The sequence below is a fragment of the Microbacterium sp. Y-01 genome (genome assembly GCF_003856715.1).
In the GTDB taxonomy this organism is placed as follows: domain Bacteria; phylum Actinomycetota; class Actinomycetes; order Actinomycetales; family Microbacteriaceae; genus Microbacterium; species Microbacterium algeriense.
In genome coordinates, this window is record NZ_CP024170.1 from 3,761,189 (window position 1) to 3,785,319 (window position 24,131).

A 24,131-nucleotide genomic window follows, 5' to 3' on the forward strand; every position below is an offset into this window, starting at 1 on the left:
CGAGTGACGCCGAGGGGCCGGCGCATTGCGCGCCGGCCCCTCGTGTGCGGGTCGGCCCCGTCCAGAAGAGCACCGGAGCCGCGAGAAGCGTCCATCCGATGATGAGCTGAGCTGTGCCCGGCGCCTCGTGTTCGTCTTCGGAGTCGTGACGTCGCTGCGGCGGCACACGAAGGCCCGGCCCCGCCGACACTCCGAGTGAGCGGGATGCCGGGTTCAGCGCGTCAGTAGGCGACGGGCGGGACCTCGGCCCAGACGATGCGGTCGTCGGTCGACGGAGCGGCGGGGATGCGGCCCGCGCCGTCGGGCTCCGGGATCGCCGCCAGGAGCGCCTGCGTGTAGGGATGCTGCGGAGCGGCCCAGAGCTGATTCGTCGGACCCGACTCCAGCACGCGACCGCCGAACATCACGAAGGTGCGGTCGGCGATGCGGCGCACCACGGCGAGGTCGTGCGAGATGAACAGCATGCCCGCACCCGACTCGGCCACCAGGTCGCGCATCAGGCCGGCGACACTCGTCTGGGTCGACGCATCGAGCGCCGAGATCGGCTCGTCGGCCACGAGCAGCGACGGTCGAGCCGCCAGCGCCCTGGCGATCGCGATGCGCTGCTTCTGCCCGCCCGAGAACTGGTGCGGGAAGCGGGTGCTCACGTTCGTCGGCAGCCCGACGCGCTCGAGCCACTCCTCGACCGTCGACCCTTCGGCACCCCGCGCTCTGGCGGTGGCGATGCCGTCGGCGATCTGGTCACCGACCCGGCGCCGCGGATTCAGCGAGGTCGCCGGGTCCTGGAACACCATCTGGATGCCGGTCAGCGCGATCGAGCGACGGCGGATGCCGAGCGGCGACACCGGGGCATCACGGAACCGCACGGTGCCGCCGGCGATCTTCTCGATGCCGACCACGGCACGGGCGAGGCTGGACTTGCCACTGCCGGACTCGCCGACGAGGGCGACGGTCTCCCCCGCAGCCACACGGATCGACACGCCGTTCACGGCGATCACCGGCGGGTTGCCCGGGTACCGAACCACCACGTCCTGCGCGTCGAGGACTGCGACCTCACTCATCTGCCGCCTGCCCTTCCGGTGCCTCATCGATGCGCGAACCCGGCAGGGCCGCGAGCAGCATACGCGTGTACTCGTGCTGCGGATCGCGGAACAGCGTCTCGCGGTCGGCGAGCTCCACGATCCGGCCGTCCTTCATCACGGCCACCGTGTCGGCGATCGCGCTCATCACGCCCAGGTCGTGGGTCACGAGCAGCACGGCGAGGTTCCGCTCCACGGCGAGGTCTCGCAGCAGCTGAAGGATCCCCGCCTGCACCGTCACGTCGAGCGCGGTGGTCGGCTCATCCGCCAGCAGCACCTCGGGGTCGCAGGCAAGGGCACAGGCGATCGCGATGCGCTGGCGCTGTCCACCCGAGAACTGGTGGGGGTAGCGCTTTAGCGCCTCCGCCGGGTTCGGCACCTGCACGATCTCGAGCAGTTCGACGGCGCGTTCCCGTGCCGCGGCACCCTTGAGCCCGAGATGCACGCGCATGTGATCGGTGAGTTGACGACCGACGGGCAGCTGCGGGTGCAGCGACGCCGACGGATCCTGGAACACCATGGCGATCCGCTTGCCGCGCACCGTGTTGAGGGAGCGGCGCTTCAGGCCCACCAGCTCCTCCCCGGCGAGCAGGATCGACCCGCCGACGCGCGCCTGACGCGGCAGCAGCCCGAGCACGGCGAGCGAGGTGAGGGTCTTTCCCGATCCGGATTCCCCGGCGAGGCCGTGGATGCGGCCGGCCTCGAGCTCGAGCGAGACTCCCTTCACGAGCGGACGGCCGATGTCGATGGTCAGGTCGCGGATGCTGAGGGTCGAGGCGCTCATGCGGCCACTCCCGTCGCCGACGCCTTGTGCTCTGCGGCCTTCTCATGCGTGATCTCGGCCGTCGGGTCGAGCACGTCGCGCATCGCATCTCCGAGGAAGTTGAACGCGAGCACCACCGTGAGGATCGCGAGACCGGGGAAGACTCCGAGCCACCAGGCATCGAAGTTCTGCATCGCGCCGGAGATCATCGACCCCCACTCGGCCGTCGGCGGCTGCGCGCCCAGACCGAGGAAGGACAGTCCCGAGAGGAGCAGGATCGCCGCGCCGATGTCGAGCGTCGCGAGCACCAGGACCGGGCCGGCGATGTTCGGGAGGATGTCGACGAACAGCGTGCGCGCCGGCGAGTGCCCGAGCAGGCGACCGGCGATCACGTAGTTCTGTCCGCGCAGGCCGAGCACGATGCTGCGCGTGACGCGGGAGTACTGCGGCCACGAGACCACGATCGCCGCGATCACCGCGTTGAACAGCGACGGCCCGAGCGAGGCGGCGACCACCATCGCGAGGATCACGGTCGGGAACGCCATGAACAGGTCGGTGATGCGCATGAGGGTCTCGTCGACCCACCCACCGAAGTATCCGGCGAGCGCACCGATGAGCGTGCCGATGATCATGGCGGCGATCACGAGCATGAGCGCGAGCGGCAGGCTCACGGTGGCACCCGTCATCAGACGAGAGAAGATGTCGCGGCCGTTGCCGTCGGTGCCGAGGAGCGTGTCGATGCCCGGCGCCTGGAGCCGAGGGAGCACCTGCGCGTTCGGCGGGTACGGCACCCACCACTGCGCGGTGAAGGCGACGATGATCCACGCACCGGCGATCACGGTGCCGATGATGCCGAGCGGGGTGCGCCAGGCACGCGGCCAGCGGAAACGGAAGCGTCCGGCGGGGGGCGCTGCGGCGATGCGGCTCATGCGATCCTCACTCTCGGGTCGAGCACGCCGTAGAGCAGGTCGACGATGAAGTTGATGAGGAGGTAGATGACGCCGACCACGAGACCGACGCCCATGATGCCGGGCAGGTCGAGGTTCGCGGCGGAGTTGTAGGCGTAGGTGCCTAGGCCCGGCCAAGCGAACACCGACTCGACGAGCACCGTGCCGGAGAGCAGGGCCCCGAACGCGACACCCACGACGGTGAGGATCGGCAGCGATGCTCCGCGCAGCACGTAGTCGAGGATCACACGCATGGCCGGGAGTCCCTTGGCGCGGGCCGCGCGCACGTAGTCGCTGCCGAGCACCTCGAGCACCGAGGTGCGGATGAAGCGGGTCAGCAGTCCGATGGTCACGAGCGAGAGCACCGTGACCGGAAGAGCGAGATGCGCGAGGGCGTCGAAGAAGCCGACCGCGTCTCCGTTGAGGAGGTAGTCGACGGTGTAGAGCCCGGTGACGCGCGGCGGCGGGGTGATCGACGGCGAGATGCGGCCGGAACCCGGAGCGATGCGCAGCTCCAGGAAGAACACGTAGAAGCTGACCAGCGCCAGCCAGAAGGTCGGGACGCTGAGGCCGACGAGCGTCACGACGCGGATGACCTGGTCGGTGACGAGTCCGCGGCGGTAGGCCGCAAGCGTGCCGAGCACGATGCTGACCGCGAGGCTGACGATGATCGCGCCGATCGCGATCTCGATCGTCGCCGGAACGGCGGTGGCGAGGTCGCTGGTGACCGGGCGTCCGGTCACCAGCGACGTGCCGAGGTCCCCGCGGAGCAGGTTCCCCATATAGATGAAGTACTGCACGAACAGTGGCTGGTCGAGTCCGTTCGCCTTGATGAACGCCTCGCGCGTCGCGGGGTTCTGCGACGCGCCCTCACCGAGTGCGGCCGAGACCGGGTCTCCCGGCACCAGGTTGGTGAGCGCGAAGGTGACGATCGTCACGCCCACCAGCAGGAGCAGGGAGGTGCCGGCCCGCCGCAGCAGGTATCCGATCAGAGGCGAGCGGCGCCGCTGCGCCTGCCTCTGCACGGCCACTGTCGTCATGAGTCGTCCGATCAGCCGGCGGGCGTGATCTCGGCGATGTCCATCTCCCACACGGAGTTGTACACGGCGCCCTTCACGCTGTCGGCGGAGGAGATGTTGCGGCCGGGAACGATGAGCGGGACGAAGGGACCCTCGGCCTGCATCGCCTCAGCGAACGCGGTGAAGGCGGCCGTGCGCTGCTCGGGGTCGGTCGCTGCCGCGGCACCCGCGGCGATGCCGGCGATCTCCGGGTTGGCCTCGGCCGCCCAGCCGGCGCGGAGACCGACCTTCAGACCGGGAGCGAAGGGCAGGAAGTTCGCCGAGTCGGCGTAGTCCGGGCCCCAGAACCACAGGCCGAAGCCCTCGGTGCCGTTGACGTAGGCGTCGAGCTCGGTCGCGAACGGCGCGGGGGCGAGGTCGACCGTGATGCCGGCGTCTTCGAGCTGCGCCTGCACGCGCTCGGCGAGCGGGGTGAACTCCACGCCGCCGACCGGGTAGTCGTTCGGGAACTGCAGCTTGAGCGTCTGACCGGTGTAGCCGGCTTCCGCGAGGGCGGCCTTCGCCTTGTCGAGGTCCTGCTCCACGCCGCTGTCGAGGGCACCCTCGAATCCGGGCGGGATGACGCCCGTCGCCTGCACGGCGCCGGCGCCGGCGAGCTCCAGCAGCGCGTCGTAGTCGAGCGCGTACCGGATGGCCTCGGCGATCTTGACGTTCGCCAGGTCGCCGCCGGCGGCGCCCTGGTTCAGCAGCAGGAAGATGGTCTGACCGGAAGGAACGGAGTCGACGGTGATGTCGTCGCCGAGACCGGCGACCTGGTCGCCGTTGAGGTCCATCGCGACCATCGAGTCGCCGCCCTTGAGGTTGGCGAGCTGCGTCGCGCTCTCGGAGACGTTGCGCACGACCACGCGCTTGTAGTCCGACGCTTCGTCGCCGTTGTACTCGTCGTTCTTCGTCAGCACGACCTGCGAGCTGAGGTCGAGGGTGTCGAGCACGAACGGACCGGAGCCCGCCGACTCGCCGTCGAGGAACTTCTGCGCCGAGTCGGTGCCGTCGATCGCGCCGCCGTTCTCCATCACCACGTCGGAGTTGACGATGCCGAGCGCCGGGTTCGCGAGGATCGCCGGCAGCTGCAGCAGCGGGGTCTCGGACGTGAACTGGATCGTCTTGTCGTCGACCTCGGTGATGGTCAGGCCGCCGAGGAGGAAGTTCGGCTTGGCGTCTTCCATGCCCTGGATGCGCTGCAGCGAGAACACGACGTCCTTCGCCTCGATGGGCGAACCGTCGGAGAAGACGCGGTCTCCCTCGAGGGTGAAAGTGAACTCGGTCGCCTCGTCGTTCTGCTCCCACGACGCGAGGCCCGGAACCGGGGTGGAGACGTCAGAGCCCTCGAAGTCGACGAGGGTCTCGTAGAGCGCCTTGGCGATCATGTTGCCGGTCGGGTCGTAGGTGTGACCCGGGTCGGTCGTCTCGATCGAGAACGCGGTGTCGATGACGAGGGAGTCGGAGCCCTGCGAGGAGTCGCCGTTATTCGCCGAGTTCCCTCCCGAGCAACCTGCGAGCGCGAGGAGCGCGACGGCTCCGAGCGCGATGACCGGCGTGATACGGCGTGACGACATGAGGGCCTCCAAGGGCGAGGAGTACATTCGGGTGAGCCGCCACCGATGTGGACGACCGTGGATCAGATTCGCATCATATGCGACGATGTGTCCAGCAAGAGCGGGTCACCTCGGCACGCTCTGTCCAGAACCTCGATTGTGGGTAACAATATGTCCAGCAAGAATGCGGAAGAGTCGAAGCATTCTGGACGAAGTGCCGCACCCTTGGACGAGACGGCGTACAGAATCCTCGAAGTGCTCCGCGATAACGGTCGTGTCTCGATCGCCGCCCTCGCCGACAAGGTCGGCATCTCTCGCGCGAACGCCTACACCCGCGTCGAGTCGCTCGTGCACGACGGGGTGATCACCGGCTTCAGTGCCCGCGTGGATCAGGCGAAGGCCGGGCTGTCGATCGGGGCGCTCGTGTTCGTCACGGTGATGCCGCAGGCCTGGGCCTCGTTCCGCGAGCGCGTGACCGAGATGCCCGATGTCGAGTGGTGCGCCATCACGACGGGCGAGCACGATGCGATGCTGCTCATCCGGGCCGTCGATGTCAGCGGCGTGCACGAGTTCTCCACCGGGGTGATCGCCCAGCTGCCCGAGGTGCGCACCGTGGTCAGCGTCGTCGTGCTCGACGAGGTGATCCGTCGCCCCTACCTGCTGCCGGGCGATCTGCCGGAGCGCAGCAGCGTCGACGCGCCACTGGGCATGACGCGGTGGACGCCCGCCTCGCCTGGCCGGGACACGCTTCCGCCGCGCTGACCCGCGTCAGGCCGAGATCTCCTCGCACACGCTCAGCTGCGGCAGTCCGTGCATCTCGTAGTGCTCGACGAGGCGGATGCCGCCGTCGTCGGTCAGCTCCAGTTCGCTCTCGCCGTCGCCGGTCACGACCGTGCCGTCGCTCTTGAGCACGTGCACGAACGACACCCAGATCGTGTCGCCGGTGCGGGTGCCGACGAACTTCCCGAAGGTGACCGTGTCGCCTTCGTACCCGCCCCAGATCGCGCCGTCGCGCTCGAAGTACTCGAAGATGCTCGGGGATTCCGGGTCGACCGCCGAGGTCGTGGACGACACCATCCGGAAGCGGCGGCCGTCGAGGGAGGGAAGGGTTGCAGTCGCAGTCACATCCTCGATTATGGAGGATGCGCTCACCGGCCGGTCGCGCGGGCGTGCTCCCGCCATTCCTCGTCGACGAGGGCGAGGACCAGCATCGTGGCCGGGTAGCGTGGTCGCATGGAGTGGATGTCCGATCCCTCGGCGGGGGCGTGGCTGCGTGAGCGGCTCGACGCAGGCTACGAGACGATGCACGCAGTGGTGCCTCGCGGATTTCCCGCGTATGCGCGGGTCTTCCATCCCGCGATCGCCAGATCCCTGCCCGGCCGCGCAGTGCCGACGTCGGACGAGTTGATGCGGATGCCCGAGCACGAACAGCACGCACTCGTAGCCGGGTTCGTCGACGAGCGCGTCTCGTGGGCGCAGACCGCGGCCGCGTTCGCCACCACGATGCACGCCCAGGCACAGTGGCAGCGGATCGTGCGCACCCCGGTCGACGGCGATTGGCGCACGCGGATCGCGCCGGACGGGCGCGAGTTCACCGCACCGATGGAGGGCGAACTCGACGACGCCTCCCTGAACGCGATCGCCGAGCACCTGGCTGCGCACACCACGACTCCGGATGCCGGGGTGGCCGCGCTCTGGGAGGGCTTCGGTGGTCTCGTCGGCTTCTACGGCGAGACGCCCTCCCGTGCGTTCCTCACGTTCACCGACGATCCGAACCACCAGGCGATGCTCGACCGCAGCACGCACGATCCGTTCAACAACGTCTTCCGCAAGCCCACGTGGCAGGAGGGCATCCTGTCGCGCGAGATCTCGGAAGGTCCTCGACTGCAGCTGCCGGGTCGCGACTACGTGCTGTTCTCCGCGGGCGCTCGGGACTTCACCTCCCCCGACTGGGCGCTTCCCGCGCCGTGGCGCGACCTTCCCGCCGAGGCACACGGCTTTCCTCCGTCAGCGCAGAGTCCGAACCTGCTCTGGCCGGACGATCGTGCGTGGGTCATGGTGTCGGAGATCGACTTCGACTCGACGATCGTGGCCGGCTCGCCCGATCTGGTCCGGGCGATCTGCGCCGATGAGCGCCTCGAGGCCCTGCCGTTGCCCGAGGGCGCCGACCTCACCTGGGACGCGGACGAGGTCAACCGGTGAGCCAGCCCGCGCCCACCTCGACGTTCGACGCCCGACCCCTCACCGAGCCCGTCGACCCGGCCGCTGTCCGTGCGTTCGCGGCGGAACTGCGCTCGCGGCAGAGCGCAGGTGTGAACGCGGCCACCGTGGTCGGCATCGTCGTGGCGGCGATCGCCGCGCTGGTGATGGTGCCGATCTTCGTGAGCGTCATCCTGAACCTCGCGGCGATGGGCGGCTCCCCCGCGTCGGCGGCGATCCCCCTTGTGCTGTTCCTCCTCCTGCTCGCGGGTGCCGGCGTACTGATCTGGTTCGGGGTGCGCGGAGCGCGCATCACCCGCTACCGACTGCACCGTTTCGCTCAGGCCAACGGCATGACCTACGAGCCGAAGGTGATCGACCCGCCGCTGCCCGGCATGATCTTCAGCATCGGGCGTTCTCGGCAGTCCACCGACCTGATCCGCGGGACGCGCCCGCGCTTCGTGGAGTTCGGGAACTACCAGTACACGGTGCAGTCCGGGAAGAACTCGACGACCTACCGCTGGGGCTACGTGGCGGTGAAGCTCGACGTGCCGCTGCCGAACATCGTGCTCGACGCGAAGGGCAACAACGGTTTCGGGTCGAACCTGCCGGCTTCGTTCCGAAAGGCGCAGCGCCTGTCTCTCGAGGGCGACTTCGATGAGCATTTCACGCTTTACTGCCCTGCCGGGTACGAGCGCGACGCCCTGTACCTGTTCACGCCCGACATCATGGCGCGGTTCATCGACAACGCCGCCGAGCTCGATGTCGAGATCGTCGACGACTGGCTCTTCCTCTACACGCAGCGCAAGGCATCGACGCTCGATCCGGCGACCTGGGCCTGGCTGTTCGGCGCCGTCGGCGCCCTGCTGACGAAGTTCGAGCAGTGGGCACGCTGGCGCGATGAACGACTGGTCGACGGCACCGCGCACGATGGCCTCTCCGCACCGAGCCCTGCTCTGCCGTTCGCCCCTCCGGCCGGGATGCTGACGCCGCCGCCGGGTGTCGCCCCTCAGGGGCGACGACTGAAGCGGGGCGGTTCCTGGGTGCCGATCGTGGTCGTCTTCGGACTCATCGCGTTCTGGATCGTGAGTCGACTGAACTGAGCGGAAGCGAGGCGGAGTCCGAGTGTGGGGGTGGGTGCCGGCTGGGGACCGAACTCCCACCCCATCCCCCCTCGGGATCGAAAAGAGATCGACTCTCCCTCCGCATGGCGGCTGTGCCGCCCCGCCCACGGTCAGCTGGGGACTGACGCTGCTGGGCGTATACAGGAATGGTATACCGGGCGAGGTTGCAGGAGGTTGCAGAGATTCTCACTCCGCACCGTCCGGGGCTTTGTCCGCACAGAATTTGATCCTGTCCAGGCCGTTCTGGAGGTGGGTGCGCATCGCCATGGCCGCCGCCTCCGGGTCGCTCTCATGGATCGCCTCGGCGATCACGCGGTGCTCGGCCCACGACTCCTCCCATGCCGACCTCTCGACCCACACGGGACTGACGTGGATGGAGGCCAGCGCCTCGGACAGCGACCTCAGCAGCAGCGGGTTGCCGGAAGCAGCGGCGAGGGTCTCGTGGAAGCTCCGGTTCCGGTGCAGCGGTTCGACACGCAGCCGGGACGAGGACGGGCGATGATCGAGCGCGCGCTCGCACAGAGCGAGCAGCTCCCGGGAGTGCGTGGACGGAGAGCGTCTGGCTGCGAGCGCTGCCGCCGCGGGCTCCACGATCTGCCGATAGCTGTAGACGTTCAGCACGCTGTCCTGATCGATGAGCCAGGTCGTCGTGAAACCCCGGTTCGGGGTGGCGACGACGAACCCCTCCCTCTGCAACCGCAGCAGGGCGTTCCGCACGGGACTCGTCGAGACGTGCAGCTCGCGCGCCAGCCGCTCGATGTTCACGCGCGCTCCCGGCGAGAGCTGCCCGCCGAGGAGCGCCCCGCGGAGCGCATGGTAGGTCTGCTCGCTGAGCGAATCCCCGCGCCGTTCCTGAGGCATCGAGAGCCTCACCGTGGCGACGCACCCGTGACCGTGGCGGTCGGCATCCGGCGCTCCTCTCGTTTCGGAATCGTCGCGTCCACGATAGGGAGAGACACCGCGCCGGACCGGCGACGGCGCGCGATGACCATGGGGAACCGGCGGCGCGGAGCACGGTTTTGTCGGATCCGCGGGCAAAACGTCCCGATCCGACGCAGAGGTCAGCATGGTTTCACCTGTGCGCGCGTCACGCGAAGAATTGAACCGGTGAACGATGCACCGGACGGGAGGGGCCGGCCGGCTTGACTGGGGTTTCAAGAAGCCATCGTGACGCACACGGGCTGATGCGGCCGCGTCAGCGTGCGGGCCGGCCATCGGGCCCGATCCCCCGGTGGCCGGTCACCACCTCCCCCCGGGTCTCAGGCGCCGGGTGCGATCGACATGTGGGGCCAGCTCTCGACCGTTCCGCTCAGCACCTCGTCGAGCGCAGCCCATGCATCGGAATCGCGCATGGCCGCACCGATGCGCTCGGCGTTCGCACGGAAGGACGGGTCGGTGAGCACGCGGGTGACCGCGTCGCCGACCTGCCTCGGGGAAGCGGTGCTCGTGCGCAGGTTCACCCCGGCGCCGGACCAGCCGACACGAGCGCAGACCTCGACCTTGTCCTCGGTCTGCCCGGCGACGACGAGCGGGATCCCGTGGGCCAGACTCTGCTGCACGCCGCCGTATCCTCCGTTCGTCACCACGACGTCGGTCAACGGCAGCAGTCGGTCGTACGGCAGGTATTCGGCGACCCGCACGTTGTCGGGCAGCCGTCCGGCGAGAGCGTCGAGCGGACGGCCTCCCGTCGAGACGACCACCAGGACGTCGGCTGCGGCGAGCGCGGTGATCGTCGGATGCACGAGCTGGCCGAAGTCGGAGTTGGCGATCGTGCCCTGGGTGACGTGCACCACGGGACGTGAGCCGTCGAGGTCCGCCCACCACGACGGCAGAGGCGCATCCGAGGCGGAGGACGGCAGGGGCCCAGCGAAGTGCACGCTGGCGGGGAGGTCGGCGCGCGGATACTCGAACTCGGGCACCGTGAACTGCACGTAGGCGTCGGAGCGCCCGGCCCAGTCGAGCACGAAGCCGCCGAGATCGCGGCCGACCTCGCGGCGCGCCATCGCGTCCGCTTCCTTCTGGACGCCGCCGAAGATCACCTTCTCGGCGACCATGCGCAGGGCCGCGTTGCGCAGACGTCCGATCGGCCCCGGTGACGGGGTCACACCCAGTCCGAACGGCGCCGTGTCCTTGCTGCGGGCACCGAGAGGGAAGATGCCGAGCACGACGACAGGGGGCCGATCCTGCTCGGGCAGGAGCTGGAGCAGCGCACCGCCGACGAAGAGCGGCTCGGTGAGGACGGCGTCGACGGGCCTGGCCGCCAGTTCCGCTCGGACGGCGGAGAGCTGGGCGGCACCCGGTCGCACGAACAGGTTGCTCATGTCGAAGCGGAGCGCGGCGGGGCCGGTCAGTCCGACGCGCTCGCGGAATGCGCCGTCGGCATCGTCGAGGTCGATCTCGGCCTCCTCCGGCAACGGCAGGAAACGAGCACCCGCGTTCGCGACGCGGTCGGCATAGCGGCGGCTGGTGAGGAAGCTCACCTCATGACCCTGCGAGAGGAGGTGTCGCGCGATCTGCAGCAGCGGCACGACGTGACCATGGGCGGGCGTGCACGTGATGAGGTAACTGGACATGGCGGGTTCTTTCCCTAGAATCGGTTGTACCGTCGAAGTATTCATCACCCCGATAGGAAAGTCAATGGTGGAGAGCGCTCCCCGCGCCTACCGATCCGAACTCCGTGCCCGCCAGGCGCAGGAGACCCGCTCCCGCATCGTCGCGGCCGCCGCCCGCCTCTTCGCCACACAGGGGTACCAGGCGACGACGATCGCCGCGATCGCACGCGAGGCGGGGGTGTCCGCCGAGACCGTCAAGACGACCGCCGCGAAGGCGGAACTGCTGATCGCCGCCTTCGAGGTGACGTTCTCCGGATCGGAGGCCGCCGAGACCCTGGCCGACACCGACGTGGCGGCCGGAGTGATCGACCTCCCGGACGAGGTGTTCCTCGATGCGGTGCTCGAGACCATCAGCACGGCCAACGCCCGCGGGCACGGACTGTGGACGGTCCTGCTGGGCGCCGCCCTGTCCGACCCCGTGGTCGACGATGCGTTGCGCCGCATCCTCGAACACCGCGCCGCCGACTACCGGCTGCTGGTGTCCGAACTCCTCCGACGCGGGATCGCCACCCCGGGCATCGACGAGTCCGCCGCCGCGATCACCCTGTCCTTCCTGCTCTCACCCGAGAGCTACCAGCAGCTCGTCGCGCAATCGGGCTGGACCCCGGAGCGGTACGCCGGCTGGCTCCGCGCCGCGGTGCTGGCCGAGGTGACCACGCCCGGCTGAAGGCGACCTCAGCGGGCGGACCAGCCGCCGTCCATCGTGTAGCTCGCCCCGGTCACCATGCCTGCCGTATCGCCGGCGAGCCAGACGGCGAGGGAGGCGACCTCCGCCGGTTCGACCAGTCGCTTGATCGAGGCCTCCGTGAGGAGCACGTTCTCGAGGACCTCGCTCTCGGGGATGCCGTGCACCCGCGCCTGGTCCGCGATCTGCTTCTCCACCAACGCGGTGCGCACGTACCCCGGATCGATGCAGTTGCTCGTCACGCCGCGGGGGCCGCCCTCCAGCGCCGTCACCTTGGACAGTCCCTCGAGCCCGTGCTTGGCCGCGACGTAGGCCGACTTGTACGGGGAGGCCCGCAGGCCGTGCACGCTGGAGACGTTGATGATCCGCCCGAATCCGCGCTCGTACATCCCGGGGAGCGCCGCACGGATCAGCAGGAACGGCGCTTCGAGCATGAGCCGCAGGATGAACGAGAAGCGCTCCGGCGCGAAGTCCTCGATCGGGCTCACGTGCTGGACGCCGGCGTTGTTGACGAGGATGTCGACATCCAGGCTCGCCCCGGCGAGCGCGGCGCTGTCGGCGAGGTCGACGTGCCAGGCCGCTCCCCCGATCTCAGACGCCAGATCCTCGGCGGCCCCGCGATCGATGTCGGCGACCGTGACGTGGAATCCTGCCGCGGCGAAAGCGCGGGCACAGGCGGCCCCGATCCCGCTGGCTCCTCCGGTGACGAGGGCCCTGCGCCCGCGCGATTCGCTCATGTGGTTCTCCTCGGTGGTTCAGACGGCAGTCGTGCGCGCCGCATCCGCGGCGTCGATCGCCTGCAGCGAGATGCCCTTCGTCTCGCGCAGCGACAGCACGGCGATCGCCGTCACGCCGCACGCCACGACGATGTAGATCGCGATCGGGAGCCACGACCCGAAGTCTCGCAGCCACTGGATGGCGAGGATCGGGGCCAGGGATCCGGCGAGGATCGCCGTGACCTGAGACCCGAGCGAGACACCCGAGTACCGCATGCGCGTCGGGAAGAGCTCTGCCATCACCGCAGGCTGCGGGGCGTACATGAAGGCGTGGAAGCAGAGTCCGATCGTCACGGCCAGTACGATCAGCACGGGGTTGAGCGTGTCGAACAGTGGGAAGGCGAAGAAGGCCCAGGTCGCGCTGAGGATCGCGCCGGTGAGGTAGACGGGCTTGCGGCCCCAGCGGTCGGCGAGTCGGCCCAGCTGCGGGATGATCGCGAAGTGCACGACGTGCGCGATGAGCAGCGCGAGGAGGAGCTGACTCGTGTCGTATTCATGCACGGTCTTCAGGTACACGATCGTGAAGCTCACGACGATGTAGTAGACGATGTTCTCGGCGAAGCGGATGCCCATCGCCTGCAGGATGCCCTTCGGGTAGCGACGCAGCACCTCGACGACGCCGTAGGACGTGGCCTTCTCCGCCTCAACCTGCGCCTTGGCCTCGAGGAAGATCGGCGCCTCCTCGACGTGACGGCGGATGTAGAAGCCGACCAGCACGATCACGGCCGAGAGCCAGAACGCGATGCGCCAGCCCCACTCGAGGAACGCCCCCGAGCTCATCACCCAGGAGCTGACGAGGAGCACGAGCGTGGCGAGGAGGTTGCCGATCGGCACAGCCGCCTGGGGCCAGCTCGACCAGAAGGAGCGAGAGCGATCGGGGCTCTGCTCGGCGACGAGGAGAACCGCGCCGCCCCACTCCCCTCCCACGGCGAATCCCTGGAGGAACCGGAGCGCCACCAGCAGCGCCGGCGCCCAGTAGCCGATGCTCTGGAAGCCCGGGAGGCAGCCCATCAGGAAGGTCGCTGCGCCGACGATGATGATCGTGGCCTGCAGTGTGGGCTTGCGGCCGAACCGATCGCCGATCTGACCGAAGACGATGCCGCCCAGCGGTCGGGCGATGAACCCGATCGCGTAGGTGACGAAGGCCGCGATGATGCCGTCGAGCGGCGATCCCGTGGCGGGGAAGAAATACGTGCCGAAGACCAGGCTCGCGGCGGTCGCGTAGAGGAAGAACTCGTACCATTCGACGACGGTGCCGGCCATGGAGGCCGCGACGACGCGCTTGAGCTTCGCATGGGGGGCTGCGGCGGGGGCGGGCTGACCGGAGGCGCGGGTGGGGGCGGTCATTTCTCTCCTTCGGTGTCGACGGTGACACATCCGTTCCAGTGTCGACAGGCCGGACGCTTGCAGCAATGCCCAGTGGCGCGCAGCCGCTGTGCATAATTGCAGAATGGATGCGGCGAAGAGGCCTCGGGCCGATGACCTGCTCGTGCTGCTCGCGGTGGCCCGCACCGGCCGCTACACCAGTGCTGCCGCGCATCTGGGGCTCGACCACACGACCGTCGCGCGACGCATCGCCGCCCTGGAGGACACACTCGGAGGTCGGGTGGTCGCCCAGTCCGCGGCCGGGTGGGAGCTCACCGACCTCGGACGCACCGCCGCCGAGACCGGCGGACGCATCGAGGCCGCGCTGTCGCAGCTCGACCCCGGCGCCGGCGAAGCACCCGATCCGATCGCGGGAGTGGTGCGGATGTCCGCCACCGACGGGTTCAGCGCGTACATCGCCGCCCCCGCGATCGCCGAGCTCCGTCTGGCGCACCCTCGCCTGACCGTCGAGATCGTCGCCGCGACGCGGAGAGCGGCCGAGCACCGCGCCGGACTGGATCTGGAGGTGGTCGTGGGCGCACCCCAGACCCGACGGGCGCACGCCGTGAAGCTCGGCACCTACACGCTCGGCATGTACGCCGCGCAGGACTATCTCGAGCGCACGGGTACACCGCGGTCGCGGGAAGAGCTGGAACGGCACCGTCTCGTGTACTTCGTCGACTCGATGCTCCAGGTCGACGCGCTCGACCTGCCCCGGCGCCTGGTGCCCGGCATGCAGGACGGGCTGACCTCCACCAACGTCTTCGTCCACGTCGAGGCCACGCGGGCGGGCGCCGGGATCGGCCTGCTGCCGTGCTTCGCCGCCGACCGGCATCCGGATCTGGTGCGCCTGCTGCCGGAGACCTTCGCCGAGAAGCTGCCGTACTACATGGTCGCGCGGCCGGAGTCGCTGCGGCTCCCCGCCGTCGCGGCTCTCGCCGACGCGCTGCGCTCCCGCACCAGGGCCGCCAAGGCGATGCTCGACGGCGTCCGCTGAAGACGAGGTCGCCTACCGGGTCAGCGTCGCGCGGGCATCCTTCGTCAGCAGATACAGCGTGCGGCGGGCATCCGGGAAGACCGTGAAGCCGAAGCGTGCGTAGAACGCCACGACGTCGTCGTTGATCGCGTGGACGAGGATGGCCCGCACACCGATGGCGTCTGCCGCCTCGAGCGCACGCACTGTCGCATGCTGCAGCAGGGAGACGCCGAGGCCCCGGCCCGCGAACTCCTGGTCGACGGCGAGCCGGCCGAGCAGGACGATCGGGACGGAGGCCGGCATCCCGCCGGTGAGTGGAGGCGGCCCGTCGTCCCGGTCCACCGCACTCGAAGAGAGGCAGTAGTAGCCGGCGACCCTCCCCTCCCGCGTCACCGAGACCATCGTCCTCGAGGCGCCGGTCCGCTCGTTCCGCCGTGCGCGCCCCCGCAGCCAGAGGTCCAGACTCTCCTCGCCGCAGCGGAACTCGGAGAGTCGATCACCCACCGAAAGCGGACGCGGCGTGAGGAACTCAGTCAACGAAGACTGTCTCGCGGGTCAGCAGGTCGCGCAGCTCCGCGACACTGCGCGGCGGTCGATCCATGACCTCGACGAAGGCATCGAATCGGATGGCATCGACCCGCAGTCGGCGATCGCGCTGGATGACTTCCTGCGCACGCTCCACGAGCGTCGAGGCGGAGAAGTCGGTGAGCGAACGTCCTTCGATCGCCGCGGCTTCTTCGATTGTCGCCTTCTGCTCGGCGGTGACGCGGAAATCCAGGCGCGCGCTCTTGGCAGTGGAGGTCGTCATGTCCTCCAGTGTACGGCGGCCTGCCGTACAGCAGCTAGAGGATTTCGGAGACGAGGGTCTCGATGCGGCGGCGGATGTCGTCGCGGATCGGGCGGACGGCCTCGAGCCCCTGACCGGCCGGGTCATCCAGCTCCCAGTCCTCGTAGCGTTTGCCGGGGAAGAGCGGGCAGGCGTCGCCGCAGCCCATCGTGATGACGACGTCCGACGCCTGCACGGCCTCGGTCGTGAGCACCTTCGGCTGCTCGGCCGTGATGTCGATGCCCACCTCCCCCATCGCCGCCACGGCGACGGGGTTGATCTGCTCGGCGGGCATCGATCCGGCGGAGCGGACCTCGATGCGATCACCCGCGATCTCGCGGAGGAAGCCGGCGGCCATCTGCGAGCGGCCGGCGTTGTGAACGCAGACGAAGAGGACGGAGGGGGTATGGGGTGCAGTCATGATCTCTCCAGCTTTGCTCATCCGACGGGCACGGGTCGGGAACCGATCTGCAGCGTAGCGGGCACGGCGCAACAGCCGCCTCCGGCATCGAAACCGCCCGCCCCGCCGCAGACACCGGTGTCCGGGAGCACGAGCTCGTTACGTTCCGCCGCCTCGACGTCACCGGCCAGGTGCGCGACGACGCTGCGCACCTGCTCGAACCCGGTCAACGCCAAGAACGTCGGGGCGCGGCCATAGGACTTCGCGCCGACGATGAACAGTCCCGGCTCCGGTTGGGCGAGCTGGCGCGCTCCGGTCGCCGATACCGAGCCGCACGAGTGGATGTTCGGGTCGATCTCCCCAGCGATCCCCGCCACCGCATCCAACGCGGGGTCGAGGTCGATGCGCATCTCGCGCAGCATGCTCGTATCCGGACGGAATCCGGTGAGCGCGAAGACGTGGTCGACCCGTGAGATCTCTCGAGCGTCCTCGGCGATCACCGTGAGCCCGTCGGCCCCTGAGCGGAATTCCGCGACACGGAACCCGGTGACGACCTCGACTGCACCCGACTCGATGACCCTGCGGGCGTGCGAACCCAGCGCCGCGCGCTCCGGAAGCTCGTCGCCTGCGCCCCCGCCGAGGACGTTCGCCATGCTGCTCCGGCGCAGCAGCCAGGTCACGCGCGTTCCCGACTCACGGCCTGCGAGCTCGCTGAGTCGGAGGACCGCGTGAGTCGCCGAGTGCCCTGCGCCGACGACCACCACGTGTGCTCCGGCGAACGCGGAGACGTCGTCGGGAATCCGATACGAGAGGAGATCACGAGCGGCCGCCTCGCCGATCGCGGGAAAGCCGTCGGCGCCAGCCGGGTTCGGCCGGCTCCACGTGCCGCTCGCATCGATGACAGCGCGCGCCAGCACCCTGCCCTCACCGCCGTCGCGGTCCTGGGTGTGCACGACGAACGGCTGCTCCCGCCGCCCGGCGTCGACGACCTTGTCCCGGCCGAGCCGAGAGACACCGGTCACCGTCGTGCCGGTGCGCACCCGGTCTCCCAGCTCCTCGGCGAGCGGCGCCAGATAGCCGTCGACCCACTCGGACCCGGTCGGGAACCCCGCCTTCGGCGCGCTCCATCCGGCCGGTTCGAGCAGACGTCGGGCGGCGGCGTCCGTGAGTTCGGGCCACGAGGAGAAGAGCCGCACATGGCCCCATTCCCGTACCGCGGCTCCCGCCCGGTCGCCCTGCTCGAGCAGCAGGGCGGCGAGGCCGCGCTCCGCCAGGTGCGCCGCAGCAGCCAGACCTTGCGGACCGGCACCGATGATGACCACGGGCAGTTCGGGCACCGCTCCTCCTCGCATCGATGAACATCAATACGAGGAGCATCGCCCACCTATCGAAGAATGTCAATACGTGCGAGACTGAGCGGGTGACACTTCCCGCGACCATCGCCCAGAGCACGTGCTGCGTTCCGCGTGTGACCGCGTCGCTCGCGCCCCACGACGCCGAGCGCATCGCGCGCGTCTTCAAGGCGATGGGCGACCCCACGCGCGTGATGCTGCTGTCCCTCATCGCCGGAAGCGAAGGCCGAGAAGCCTGCATCTGCGACCTGACCGAGCCCGTGGGCCTGTCCCAGGGCACCGTGTCCCATCACATGAAGATGCTCGCCGAAGCCGGGCTCGTCACCCGCGAGCAGCGAGGACGATGGGCGTACTTCTCCCTGAACGACGCGGCCCTCGAGGCTGCCGCCGACGCCCTGCGGACGCCGACACCTCCCCCGGCACCGCGCTGAGGGCTCGTCTCACCGGACGCCGAGAGCCGCCAGCTCGTCCTCCCCGAGCATCCGCGACCGGATGAGGAACCGCATCCCGGTCGGACCCTCGACGCTGAACCCCGCCCCGCGCCCCGGCACGACGTCGATCGTGAGGTGCGTGTACTTCCAGTACTCGAACTGCGACACCGACATGAACACCTCAACGGGCTCGTCGAGCCCCACGTCGAGAGCTCCGAGGAGGACGTCTCCCGCGCCGGTGAGGAACATCCCGACCGGATAGCACATGGGCGCGGAGCCGTCGCAGCAGCCGCCCGACTGATGGAACATGAGCGGACCGTGCTGCGCCGTCAGCTCGCGGACGAGCGCGGCCGCGGCATCCGTCACGGCGACGCGGGTGGGTGTGGTCGTCTCGGCCATGACATCCCTTCCGGAGCGCCCGGGCGTCGGACGAGAGACCGCGGCCTGCTCGCTCGACACCCGGGCGGGGTTTTCAGAAGAAGCCCATCGGGCCTTCCGCATACGAGACGAGGAGGTTCTTCGTCTGCTGGTAGTGGTCGAGCATCATCTTGTGGTTCTCGCGACCCACGCCGGACTGCTTGTACCCGCCGAACGCGGCATGCGCCGGGTACTGGTGATACGTGTTGGTCCAGACTCGACCGGCCTCGATCGCACGACCCGCCCGATAGGCGGTGTCGCCGCTGCGACTCCAGACACCGGCGCCCAGGCCGTACAGGGTGTCGTTCGCGATCGAGATCGCGTCGTCGAAGTCGTCGAACGACGTCACCGAGAGGACAGGCCCGAAGATCTCCTCCTGGAAGATCCGCATGTCGTTGGTCCCCTCGAACACGGTCGGCTGCACGTAGAAGCCCTCGCTGAGGTCGCCGCCGAGGTCGGCGCGCTCCCCTCCCATGAGCAGCCGTGCCCCGCCCTGCTTCCCGATGTCGATGTAGCTGAGGATCTTCTCCAGCTGATCGTTCGAGGCCTGCGCGCCGATCATCGTCGCGGGGTCGAGCGGATTGCCCTGCACGACCTTCTTCACGCGCTCCAGTCCGTCGGCCAGGAAGCCGTCGTAGATCGAGCGCTGGATGAGGGCGCGCGACGGGCAGGTGCAGACCTCGCCCTGGTTGAGCGCGAACATCGTGAATCCCTCGAGCGCCTTGTCGTAGAACGGATCAGCGGTGGAGCGGGCGACGTCCTCGAAGAAGACGTTCGGGCTCTTGCCGCCGAGTTCCAGGGTGACGGGGATGAGGTTCTGCGAGGCGTACTGCATGATGAGGCGGCCGGTCGTGGTCTCCCCCGTGAAGGCGACCTTGCGGATCCGCTTGTGCTGCGCGAGCGGGGCGCCGGCCTCGATCCCGAAGCCGTTCACGATGTTCACGACCCCGGCAGGCAGCAGGTCGCCGATGATGTCGAACAGGAACAGGATCGACGCGGGGGTCTGCTCCGCCGGCTTGATGACGACGCAGTTGCCTGCGGCGAGCGCCGGCGCCAGCTTCCACACGGCCATGAGGATCGGGAAGTTCCACGGGATGATCTGGCCGACCACCCCGAGCGGCTCGTGGAAGTGGTACGCGACCGTGTTCTCGTCGAGCTGGCTGATCCCGCCCTCCTGCGCGCGGAGCACCCCGGCGAAGTAGCGGAAGTGGTCGATCGCGAGCGGGATGTCGGCGGCGAGGGTCTCCCGCACGGGCTTGCCGTTCTCCCAGGTCTCGGCGACAGCGATCTCTTCGAGGTGCTGTTCCATCCGGTCGGCGATGCGGTTGAGGAGCACGGAGCGCTCGGCGGGGCTCGTCTTGCCCCAGGCGGCGAACGCCTTCCAGGCGACATCGACCGCTCGATCGATGTCTTCGGCGGTTCCGCGTCCGACCTCGGTGAAGGGTTTGCCGTTGACGGGACTGATGTTCTCGAAGTACTGGCCCTTCACGGGCTCCACGAACTCGCCACCGATGTAGTGGCCGTACCGCGGCCGATAGGTGGCGAGGGCCCCGGGCTGACCCGGAGCGGTGTAGGCGAGCGACACGTCTTCTTCGACGATGGTCATGGGGTCTCCTTCGACGGGTGCGCCGCAGCCTCGATGCCGCGGCGTTCCCTCGAAAGTAGGTCGCGCGACGTTGCACCCCGATGCGCAACGTTGCGAGAAGTTGCGGGCCTCAGGCGAGGGACGCCGCGAAGGCGCGGATGCGCTCGGCCATCGCCTCCGGCACCTCGGCGATCGTGAAGTGCCCGCCCTGCTCGAGCCGCTCGAAGACCCGGAGGTCGCGGTAGAAGCCGCGCGCCAGCACCTCCGGGTAATCGTGCTCATGCCGCTGCACGAAGACCGCTGCCGGCACCGTGACGGCGGGCATGGCGTCCGGGGTGTCCGCGCCCTCGTAGTACGGGCGGAAGGACGATGAGATGCTCTGGGTGACCCAGTAGATCATCGCCTCGGTCAGGATGCGCTCGCGTGAGATCACGGCCTCCACGGCCGCCGGATCGTCGCCTGCCGTGTCGGCCCATTCCGAGAGCTTCTCGGCGATCCAGGCGAGGAGTCCGGCCGGCGAGTCGTTGAGAGCGACGGCCAGCGTGTCGGGACGCGCCCACTGCACATGGCCGTAGGAGCCGTTCGGTCCGTGCTCGGCGTCGAGACGCGCGAAGAACGCGCGCACGTCGGGATCGTCGCTCGCCGCCCGCTCCTCGGGCGTGCCGAAATGTGCGTGGGTGGCGACGATGCCCGCGACCTGCTCGGAATGGGTTCCGGCGATGAGGTCGCTCACGTTGGCCGAGACGTCTTCGCCGTACGTGAGGTACGACGCGTAGCCGAGCACGTCTGTCATCAGCCGGTGCATCGTCGCCGCGAATCGTCGCTCGTCGGCCGGACCGTCGGCGTACGGGGCGGAGAACGCGAATCCGGGCAGGCTGGCCACGACGACATGGAAGTCGGTGAGGAGCGCTGCGGCGTCGAGCTGCAGCGCGAACGTGTGCGGCCAGCCGTGCATGATCAGCAGCGCCGGCGCATCGGCCCGCCGCGAGCGCAGGTGGGCGAAATGGATGTCGGTGCCGTCGACATCGGCGAGGAACTGCGGGAACTGCGCCAGCCATTCCTCGCGCGCCCGCCAGTCCCACTCCGCCCATGTGCCGACGAGCGCACGCAGCCAGACCGCGTTCATGCCGGAGGGCATGCGGCGCGGCGAGTCGTCGAGGATCCTCGCCCGTCGCAGACGGTCGCGCAGGTCGGCGAGGACGCTGTCGGGGACGTGGAGCTTGAACGGACGGATCTCGGTCATGCCCGGACGCTATCCGCCCCCTCCGACACGGCCTCCTCGAGTCGGCGCCAGGCTCACTCGCTCTCCAGACGCTCGATCCGGGCGACCAGCCCCGCGCGCTTCGGCGACCGTGCGGGGAGCATCTCGAGGGCGAGCCGCAGTGCTTCGACATCGCCCTGGCCCTCCGGGATGTCCGCATAGGCGAGGAGAACATCGAGGCTGGCCTCCGACAGCATCACCTCGCGCAGCGCGGCGCGCACCGACTCGCGGAACTCCTCCACTCCGGGTGAGGCCGACTCGGGCAGCACCGGCCCGCGGTAGGCGGTGAGCGCGACCCGATGGGCCCCGCGGTCGAGCAGCGACAGCAGGTCGTGTGCGTCGGTCTCCAGCGGGAGGGGCAGTCGGTAGGGACGGGATTCGGGCACCAGGTCGGGCGTCGTGCGCTCGAGCACCTTGCGCAGCCGCACCATCTCGGGGCGCAGCGTGTCCGGCGACACACCGGGTCCGTAGACCAGCTCGCACAGCCGCTCGGCCGACAGGCCCTGGCGGTGCACCGCGAGCATGAGCAGGATGGCCGCGTGCCGCGCGCTGAGCTCGATGACGGACTCGCCGTGCGCGGATTCGGTCTCCAGCCGTGCGCGGTCGCGTCCGAGCACGTGCAGTCGCGCCCTCGCCGTCGGCGTGGTCCGCGTCCGTCCGGGTGCGGGGTCGCTGCGCGGCGCCTCGGCGCGTGCGCGGAGCCGCGCCACCAGCAGTTCCGACTCCACCGCCCGCGCGGTCGCATCGATGAGCAGGCGCGCCTGGGGACTGACGACCTCGGTGCCGCCGGTGATGTCGATGACCCCGAGGACACGCTGGGTCTCCGGGTCACGCACGGGCGCCGCCGAGCACGACCACGGGTGCACGAGACGGTTGTAGTGCTCGGCGCCGCGGATCTGCACCGACTCCCCGAGCGCCAGCGCCGTCCCCGGCGCACTCGTGCCGACCGCCTCCTCCGACCAGTTGGCTCCCGCCACGAAGCCCATGCCATCGGTCAGGGAGCGCAGCTGACTGTCCCCTTCGATCCACAGCAGACGTCCGGCCTGATCGCCGACCGCGATGATCACTCCGGCGTCCTCGGAGGCGCCGGGCAGGAGCAGCGCGCGGATCATGTCCATCGCCGAGGCGAGCGGATGCGCGAGGCGGTATGCCTCCAGCTCCGCGGTGTGCAGGTCGAGCGGAGGCAGCCCCTCCGGCCCGACCCGCCCGCGCCAGGACCGCTCCCACGAGGCGCGCACGAGCGGCCGCACCTGCTGCAGCCGGCGGTCGTCGAGATTGCCGGCGATCAGCTCCTCGTGCGCACGCTCGACCAGCAGTCGCGAGGCCGTCGGCAGGGCCTCCCGGGAATCGCGCCAGGACCCGGACACGCGTTCTCCGATCATCAGCGGTGGAGCGTGCCCTCAGTGTACGAGCACGCCGCCGCCGGGGGAACAGCGTTCTCCCGAGCACGGACGCGTCAGCGCAGGAGTCCGGCCACCAGGTCGTCGATCACGACGTCGGTGTCCGTGTCCGGATCGATCGGTGTCGTCAATCGGTCCAGGAGCAGGCCGTCGATCGCGTAGTGGAACAGGGCGATCTCTCGCCGGCCACCCGGGAGTCCCGCGGCGGTGTTGAACGCCACGTCGGCGTCGAAGCCCGCGCGCTGCCAGGCCCCGAGGACGGCGGCCACCTCGGGGCGCCGTGCACTCTCCAGCCGCAGTTCGAACAGGGCGAGCGTCACGTCCCGGTCGGCGGAGAGACGACGGACGATGTCGCGCACGTAGTCGGCGAAAAGAGCGGGACCGGGCGTTCCGGCGGCGCGGCGACGGAGATCCTCAGGAGGGGGAGCGAGGCGTTCGCCGATGCGGTCGACGAGGCCCTCGATGAGCGCATCCCGCGTGCGGAAGTAATTCGACGTCGTGCCGGTCGGGACCTCCGCGAGGGCGTCGATCGCCCGGTGCGTCAGGCCGCGCGATCCATCGCGGGCGAGGACCGCGAGTCCGGCATCCGCGATCGTCCGGCGGCGCGCCTCGTTCTTGACCATGGGATGACACTAGCGCAATCACTACAGCTGTTGTACAGTCAACCGCGACAGCTGTAGTGATTGGAGAATCATGCGAGAGCTCGTGTACTACGCCGCCGTCACCCTCGACGGCTTCATCGCCGGCCCGGACGGCGAGTTCGACGCCTTCCTCGTCGAAGGCGACCACATGGAGGGGATCAACGCCCGCTTCCCCGACACCCTGCCGACCGTCGCGGCCGAAGCTCTCGGCATCGATCAGCGTCGCGAGGTGTTCGACACGGTGCTGATGGGATGGAACACCTACACGGTGGGCGGCCTGGACAGCCCGTATCGGCACCTCAGGCAGATCGTGTTCAGCCGCACCAGGACCGCCGACGCCGAGAACCTCGAGGTCACCGCCGAGGATCCCGTCTCCGTCGTCCGACGCCTGAAGCAGGAGGAGGGCGCGGGGATCTGGTTGTGCGGAGGGGGCGCTCTCGCCGCGGTCCTCGCCGACGAGATCGACCGCCTGGTGCTCAAGCGGCAGCCGCTGCTCTTCGGCGCGGGCATCCCCCTGTTCGGCGACCGGCCGTACCGCCCGGAGCACTTCGACGCGGTCGAGACCGTGGCCTACGGGTCCGGCGTGGTGGTCACGGAGCTGCAGCGCCGCCGCGCCGCGACGTGATCGCGCGGCGGCGTGGACGAGCATCCATACCCTCTCCGCGCCGCCCTGGCAAT

Annotated in this window: 26 protein-coding genes; 7 read left to right on the plus strand and 19 right to left on the minus strand. The window is 69.5% G+C overall.

The genetic code is table 11. The features are described from left to right. Positions 1 to 221: 221 nt before the first annotated feature. From CSX12_RS18125 to CSX12_RS18145, 5 genes are read right to left on the minus strand one after another with little or no spacing between them, the layout of a single operon-like run. Complete coding sequence (locus CSX12_RS18125) at positions 222 to 1,061, minus strand: ABC transporter ATP-binding protein (protein ID WP_124896721.1); 840 nt, start codon at positions 1,059 to 1,061, stop codon at positions 222 to 224. After that, on the minus strand, positions 1,054 to 1,863 hold the full coding sequence (locus tag CSX12_RS18130) for an ABC transporter ATP-binding protein (RefSeq protein WP_124896722.1): 810 nt from the start codon (positions 1,861 to 1,863) through the stop codon (positions 1,054 to 1,056). Before CSX12_RS18130 ends, CSX12_RS18125 begins: the two co-directional genes overlap by 8 nt. Next, the gene (locus tag CSX12_RS18135) at positions 1,860 to 2,771 is read right to left on the minus strand and encodes an ABC transporter permease (protein WP_124896723.1); all 912 of its coding nucleotides are present in this window, start codon (positions 2,769 to 2,771) and stop codon (positions 1,860 to 1,862) included. The genes CSX12_RS18130 and CSX12_RS18135 overlap by 4 nt, the downstream gene beginning before the upstream one ends. Next, positions 2,768 to 3,829 carry an ABC transporter permease gene (locus CSX12_RS18140; protein WP_124896724.1) on the minus strand — a complete coding sequence of 354 codons (1,062 nt, stop codon included), beginning with the start codon at positions 3,827 to 3,829 and terminating at the stop codon, positions 2,768 to 2,770. Before CSX12_RS18140 ends, CSX12_RS18135 begins: the two co-directional genes overlap by 4 nt. An 11-nt stretch (positions 3,830 to 3,840) precedes the next feature. Next, positions 3,841 to 5,424 (minus strand): ABC transporter substrate-binding protein, encoded by a 1,584-nt coding sequence (locus CSX12_RS18145; RefSeq protein ID WP_124896725.1) that lies wholly within the window; start codon positions 5,422 to 5,424, stop codon positions 3,841 to 3,843. Positions 5,425 to 5,574: 150 nt separating this feature from the next. Here CSX12_RS18145 and CSX12_RS18150 point away from each other — a divergent pair, with 150 nt between their 5' ends. Further along, positions 5,575 to 6,165, plus strand: coding sequence for an Lrp/AsnC family transcriptional regulator (locus tag CSX12_RS18150; RefSeq protein WP_225855773.1), 591 nt, complete (start codon positions 5,575 to 5,577; stop codon positions 6,163 to 6,165). Between the two features lie 6 nt (positions 6,166 to 6,171). Here CSX12_RS18150 and CSX12_RS18155 read toward each other — a convergent pair whose 3' ends face one another. Then, a complete protein-coding gene (locus CSX12_RS18155) occupies positions 6,172 to 6,528 on the minus strand; it encodes a hypothetical protein (protein ID WP_225855694.1) in 357 nt (118 codons plus the stop codon). A gap of 117 nt (positions 6,529 to 6,645) precedes the next feature. Here CSX12_RS18155 and CSX12_RS18160 point away from each other — a divergent pair, with 117 nt between their 5' ends. Both CSX12_RS18160 and CSX12_RS18165 read left to right on the plus strand, forming a co-directional pair. Next, the gene (locus CSX12_RS18160) at positions 6,646 to 7,605 is read left to right on the plus strand and encodes a hypothetical protein (protein ID WP_241160514.1); all 960 of its coding nucleotides are present in this window, start codon (positions 6,646 to 6,648) and stop codon (positions 7,603 to 7,605) included. Beyond that, positions 7,602 to 8,705, plus strand: coding sequence for a hypothetical protein (locus CSX12_RS18165; protein ID WP_124896727.1), 1,104 nt, complete (start codon positions 7,602 to 7,604; stop codon positions 8,703 to 8,705). The genes CSX12_RS18160 and CSX12_RS18165 overlap by 4 nt, the downstream gene beginning before the upstream one ends. A 207-nt stretch (positions 8,706 to 8,912) precedes the next feature. Here the strand turns inward: CSX12_RS18165 and CSX12_RS18170 are convergent, their stop codons facing one another. Together CSX12_RS18170 and CSX12_RS18175 are read right to left on the minus strand one after the other, a co-directional pair. Next, on the minus strand, positions 8,913 to 9,587 hold the full coding sequence (locus tag CSX12_RS18170) for a GntR family transcriptional regulator (protein ID WP_164479604.1): 675 nt from the start codon (positions 9,585 to 9,587) through the stop codon (positions 8,913 to 8,915). A gap of 398 nt (positions 9,588 to 9,985) precedes the next feature. Then, positions 9,986 to 11,299 (minus strand): glycosyltransferase, encoded by a 1,314-nt coding sequence (locus CSX12_RS18175; RefSeq protein ID WP_124896729.1) that lies wholly within the window; start codon positions 11,297 to 11,299, stop codon positions 9,986 to 9,988. 64 nt (positions 11,300 to 11,363) lie between these two features. Between CSX12_RS18175 and CSX12_RS18180 the strand changes: the two genes are divergently transcribed. Continuing rightward, positions 11,364 to 12,005 (plus strand): TetR family transcriptional regulator, encoded by a 642-nt coding sequence (locus CSX12_RS18180; RefSeq protein WP_124896730.1) that lies wholly within the window; start codon positions 11,364 to 11,366, stop codon positions 12,003 to 12,005. An 8-nt stretch (positions 12,006 to 12,013) separates the two neighbouring features. On the opposite strand, the gene CSX12_RS18185 is transcribed toward CSX12_RS18180, so the two are convergent. Both CSX12_RS18185 and CSX12_RS18190 read right to left on the minus strand, forming a co-directional pair. Continuing rightward, positions 12,014 to 12,760: a 3-hydroxybutyrate dehydrogenase gene (locus CSX12_RS18185; protein ID WP_124896731.1), complete on the minus strand. Its 747-nt coding sequence runs from the start codon at positions 12,758 to 12,760 to the stop codon at positions 12,014 to 12,016. Between the two features lie 18 nt (positions 12,761 to 12,778). Continuing rightward, the gene (locus CSX12_RS18190) at positions 12,779 to 14,146 is read right to left on the minus strand and encodes an MFS transporter (RefSeq protein ID WP_124896732.1); all 1,368 of its coding nucleotides are present in this window, start codon (positions 14,144 to 14,146) and stop codon (positions 12,779 to 12,781) included. Between the two features lie 103 nt (positions 14,147 to 14,249). On the opposite strand from CSX12_RS18190, the gene CSX12_RS18195 reads away from it, so the two are divergent. Continuing rightward, positions 14,250 to 15,161: a LysR family transcriptional regulator gene (locus CSX12_RS18195; RefSeq protein ID WP_124896733.1), complete on the plus strand. Its 912-nt coding sequence runs from the start codon at positions 14,250 to 14,252 to the stop codon at positions 15,159 to 15,161. A gap of 12 nt (positions 15,162 to 15,173) precedes the next feature. Here CSX12_RS18195 and CSX12_RS18200 read toward each other — a convergent pair whose 3' ends face one another. The 4 genes from CSX12_RS18200 to CSX12_RS18215 are packed head-to-tail and all read right to left on the minus strand — an operon-like array spanning position 15,174 to position 17,703. After that, the gene (locus tag CSX12_RS18200) at positions 15,174 to 15,677 is read right to left on the minus strand and encodes a GNAT family N-acetyltransferase (RefSeq protein WP_164479605.1); all 504 of its coding nucleotides are present in this window, start codon (positions 15,675 to 15,677) and stop codon (positions 15,174 to 15,176) included. Continuing rightward, a complete protein-coding gene (locus CSX12_RS18205) occupies positions 15,670 to 15,948 on the minus strand; it encodes a DUF1778 domain-containing protein (RefSeq protein ID WP_017203819.1) in 279 nt (92 codons plus the stop codon). The genes CSX12_RS18200 and CSX12_RS18205 overlap by 8 nt, the downstream gene beginning before the upstream one ends. 34 nt (positions 15,949 to 15,982) lie before the next feature. Then, positions 15,983 to 16,387 carry an arsenate reductase ArsC gene (locus CSX12_RS18210; RefSeq protein ID WP_124896734.1) on the minus strand — a complete coding sequence of 135 codons (405 nt, stop codon included), beginning with the start codon at positions 16,385 to 16,387 and terminating at the stop codon, positions 15,983 to 15,985. A 17-nt stretch (positions 16,388 to 16,404) separates the two neighbouring features. Further along, positions 16,405 to 17,703, minus strand: a complete 1,299-nt coding sequence (locus CSX12_RS18215; protein WP_241160515.1) for an NAD(P)/FAD-dependent oxidoreductase — start codon at positions 17,701 to 17,703, stop codon at positions 16,405 to 16,407. A gap of 83 nt (positions 17,704 to 17,786) precedes the next feature. Here CSX12_RS18215 and CSX12_RS18220 point away from each other — a divergent pair, with 83 nt between their 5' ends. Next, on the plus strand, positions 17,787 to 18,149 hold the full coding sequence (locus CSX12_RS18220) for a metalloregulator ArsR/SmtB family transcription factor (RefSeq protein WP_241160516.1): 363 nt from the start codon (positions 17,787 to 17,789) through the stop codon (positions 18,147 to 18,149). Between the two features lie 9 nt (positions 18,150 to 18,158). On the opposite strand, the gene CSX12_RS18225 is transcribed toward CSX12_RS18220, so the two are convergent. The 5 genes from CSX12_RS18225 to CSX12_RS18245 form a co-directional block, all read right to left on the minus strand. Next, positions 18,159 to 18,548 carry a DUF779 domain-containing protein gene (locus CSX12_RS18225; RefSeq protein ID WP_124896737.1) on the minus strand — a complete coding sequence of 130 codons (390 nt, stop codon included), beginning with the start codon at positions 18,546 to 18,548 and terminating at the stop codon, positions 18,159 to 18,161. A gap of 73 nt (positions 18,549 to 18,621) precedes the next feature. After that, a complete protein-coding gene (locus tag CSX12_RS18230; RefSeq protein ID WP_124896738.1) occupies positions 18,622 to 20,172 on the minus strand; it encodes an aldehyde dehydrogenase family protein in 1,551 nt (516 codons plus the stop codon). Positions 20,173 to 20,281: 109 nt separating this feature from the next. Beyond that, on the minus strand, positions 20,282 to 21,394 hold the full coding sequence (locus CSX12_RS18235; protein ID WP_124896739.1) for an epoxide hydrolase family protein: 1,113 nt from the start codon (positions 21,392 to 21,394) through the stop codon (positions 20,282 to 20,284). Positions 21,395 to 21,447: 53 nt separating this feature from the next. After that, complete coding sequence (locus tag CSX12_RS18240) at positions 21,448 to 22,794, minus strand: GAF domain-containing protein (RefSeq protein WP_017203824.1); 1,347 nt, start codon at positions 22,792 to 22,794, stop codon at positions 21,448 to 21,450. A 74-nt stretch (positions 22,795 to 22,868) separates the two neighbouring features. After that, positions 22,869 to 23,435 carry a TetR/AcrR family transcriptional regulator gene (locus CSX12_RS18245; RefSeq protein WP_124896740.1) on the minus strand — a complete coding sequence of 189 codons (567 nt, stop codon included), beginning with the start codon at positions 23,433 to 23,435 and terminating at the stop codon, positions 22,869 to 22,871. 70 nt (positions 23,436 to 23,505) lie between these two features. Here CSX12_RS18245 and CSX12_RS18250 point away from each other — a divergent pair, with 70 nt between their 5' ends. Further along, positions 23,506 to 24,078 (plus strand): dihydrofolate reductase family protein, encoded by a 573-nt coding sequence (locus CSX12_RS18250; protein WP_124896741.1) that lies wholly within the window; start codon positions 23,506 to 23,508, stop codon positions 24,076 to 24,078. Positions 24,079 to 24,131: the final 53 nt, after the last annotated feature.

What these genes read in the sequence shown, in the direction of transcription:
- CSX12_RS18175 (WP_124896729.1), bottom strand. Translation starts at nt 11,299, where the DNA reads ATGTCCAGTTACCTCATCACGTGCACGCCCGCCCATGGTCACGTCGTG.
- CSX12_RS18180 (WP_124896730.1), top strand. Translation starts at nt 11,364, where the DNA reads ATGGTGGAGAGCGCTCCCCGCGCCTACCGATCCGAACTCCGTGCCCGC.
- CSX12_RS18145 (WP_124896725.1), bottom strand. Translation starts at nt 5,424, where the DNA reads ATGTCGTCACGCCGTATCACGCCGGTCATCGCGCTCGGAGCCGTCGCG.
- CSX12_RS18170 (WP_164479604.1), bottom strand. Translation starts at nt 9,587, where the DNA reads ATGCCTCAGGAACGGCGCGGGGATTCGCTCAGCGAGCAGACCTACCAT.
- CSX12_RS18250 (WP_124896741.1), top strand. Translation starts at nt 23,506, where the DNA reads ATGCGAGAGCTCGTGTACTACGCCGCCGTCACCCTCGACGGCTTCATC.
- CSX12_RS18240 (WP_017203824.1), bottom strand. Translation starts at nt 22,794, where the DNA reads ATGATCGGAGAACGCGTGTCCGGGTCCTGGCGCGATTCCCGGGAGGCC.
- CSX12_RS18205 (WP_017203819.1), bottom strand. Translation starts at nt 15,948, where the DNA reads ATGACGACCTCCACTGCCAAGAGCGCGCGCCTGGATTTCCGCGTCACC.
- CSX12_RS18245 (WP_124896740.1), bottom strand. Translation starts at nt 23,435, where the DNA reads ATGGTCAAGAACGAGGCGCGCCGCCGGACGATCGCGGATGCCGGACTC.
- CSX12_RS18130 (WP_124896722.1), bottom strand. Translation starts at nt 1,863, where the DNA reads ATGAGCGCCTCGACCCTCAGCATCCGCGACCTGACCATCGACATCGGC.
- CSX12_RS18125 (WP_124896721.1), bottom strand. Translation starts at nt 1,061, where the DNA reads ATGAGTGAGGTCGCAGTCCTCGACGCGCAGGACGTGGTGGTTCGGTAC.
- CSX12_RS18160 (WP_241160514.1), top strand. Translation starts at nt 6,646, where the DNA reads ATGTCCGATCCCTCGGCGGGGGCGTGGCTGCGTGAGCGGCTCGACGCA.
- CSX12_RS18230 (WP_124896738.1), bottom strand. Translation starts at nt 20,172, where the DNA reads ATGACCATCGTCGAAGAAGACGTGTCGCTCGCCTACACCGCTCCGGGT.
- CSX12_RS18140 (WP_124896724.1), bottom strand. Translation starts at nt 3,829, where the DNA reads ATGACGACAGTGGCCGTGCAGAGGCAGGCGCAGCGGCGCCGCTCGCCT.
- CSX12_RS18150 (WP_225855773.1), top strand. Translation starts at nt 5,575, where the DNA reads ATGTCCAGCAAGAATGCGGAAGAGTCGAAGCATTCTGGACGAAGTGCC.
- CSX12_RS18235 (WP_124896739.1), bottom strand. Translation starts at nt 21,394, where the DNA reads ATGACCGAGATCCGTCCGTTCAAGCTCCACGTCCCCGACAGCGTCCTC.
- CSX12_RS18190 (WP_124896732.1), bottom strand. Translation starts at nt 14,146, where the DNA reads ATGACCGCCCCCACCCGCGCCTCCGGTCAGCCCGCCCCCGCCGCAGCC.
- CSX12_RS18210 (WP_124896734.1), bottom strand. Translation starts at nt 16,387, where the DNA reads ATGACTGCACCCCATACCCCCTCCGTCCTCTTCGTCTGCGTTCACAAC.
- CSX12_RS18135 (WP_124896723.1), bottom strand. Translation starts at nt 2,771, where the DNA reads ATGAGCCGCATCGCCGCAGCGCCCCCCGCCGGACGCTTCCGTTTCCGC.
- CSX12_RS18195 (WP_124896733.1), top strand. Translation starts at nt 14,250, where the DNA reads ATGGATGCGGCGAAGAGGCCTCGGGCCGATGACCTGCTCGTGCTGCTC.
- CSX12_RS18225 (WP_124896737.1), bottom strand. Translation starts at nt 18,548, where the DNA reads ATGGCCGAGACGACCACACCCACCCGCGTCGCCGTGACGGATGCCGCG.
- CSX12_RS18185 (WP_124896731.1), bottom strand. Translation starts at nt 12,760, where the DNA reads ATGAGCGAATCGCGCGGGCGCAGGGCCCTCGTCACCGGAGGAGCCAGC.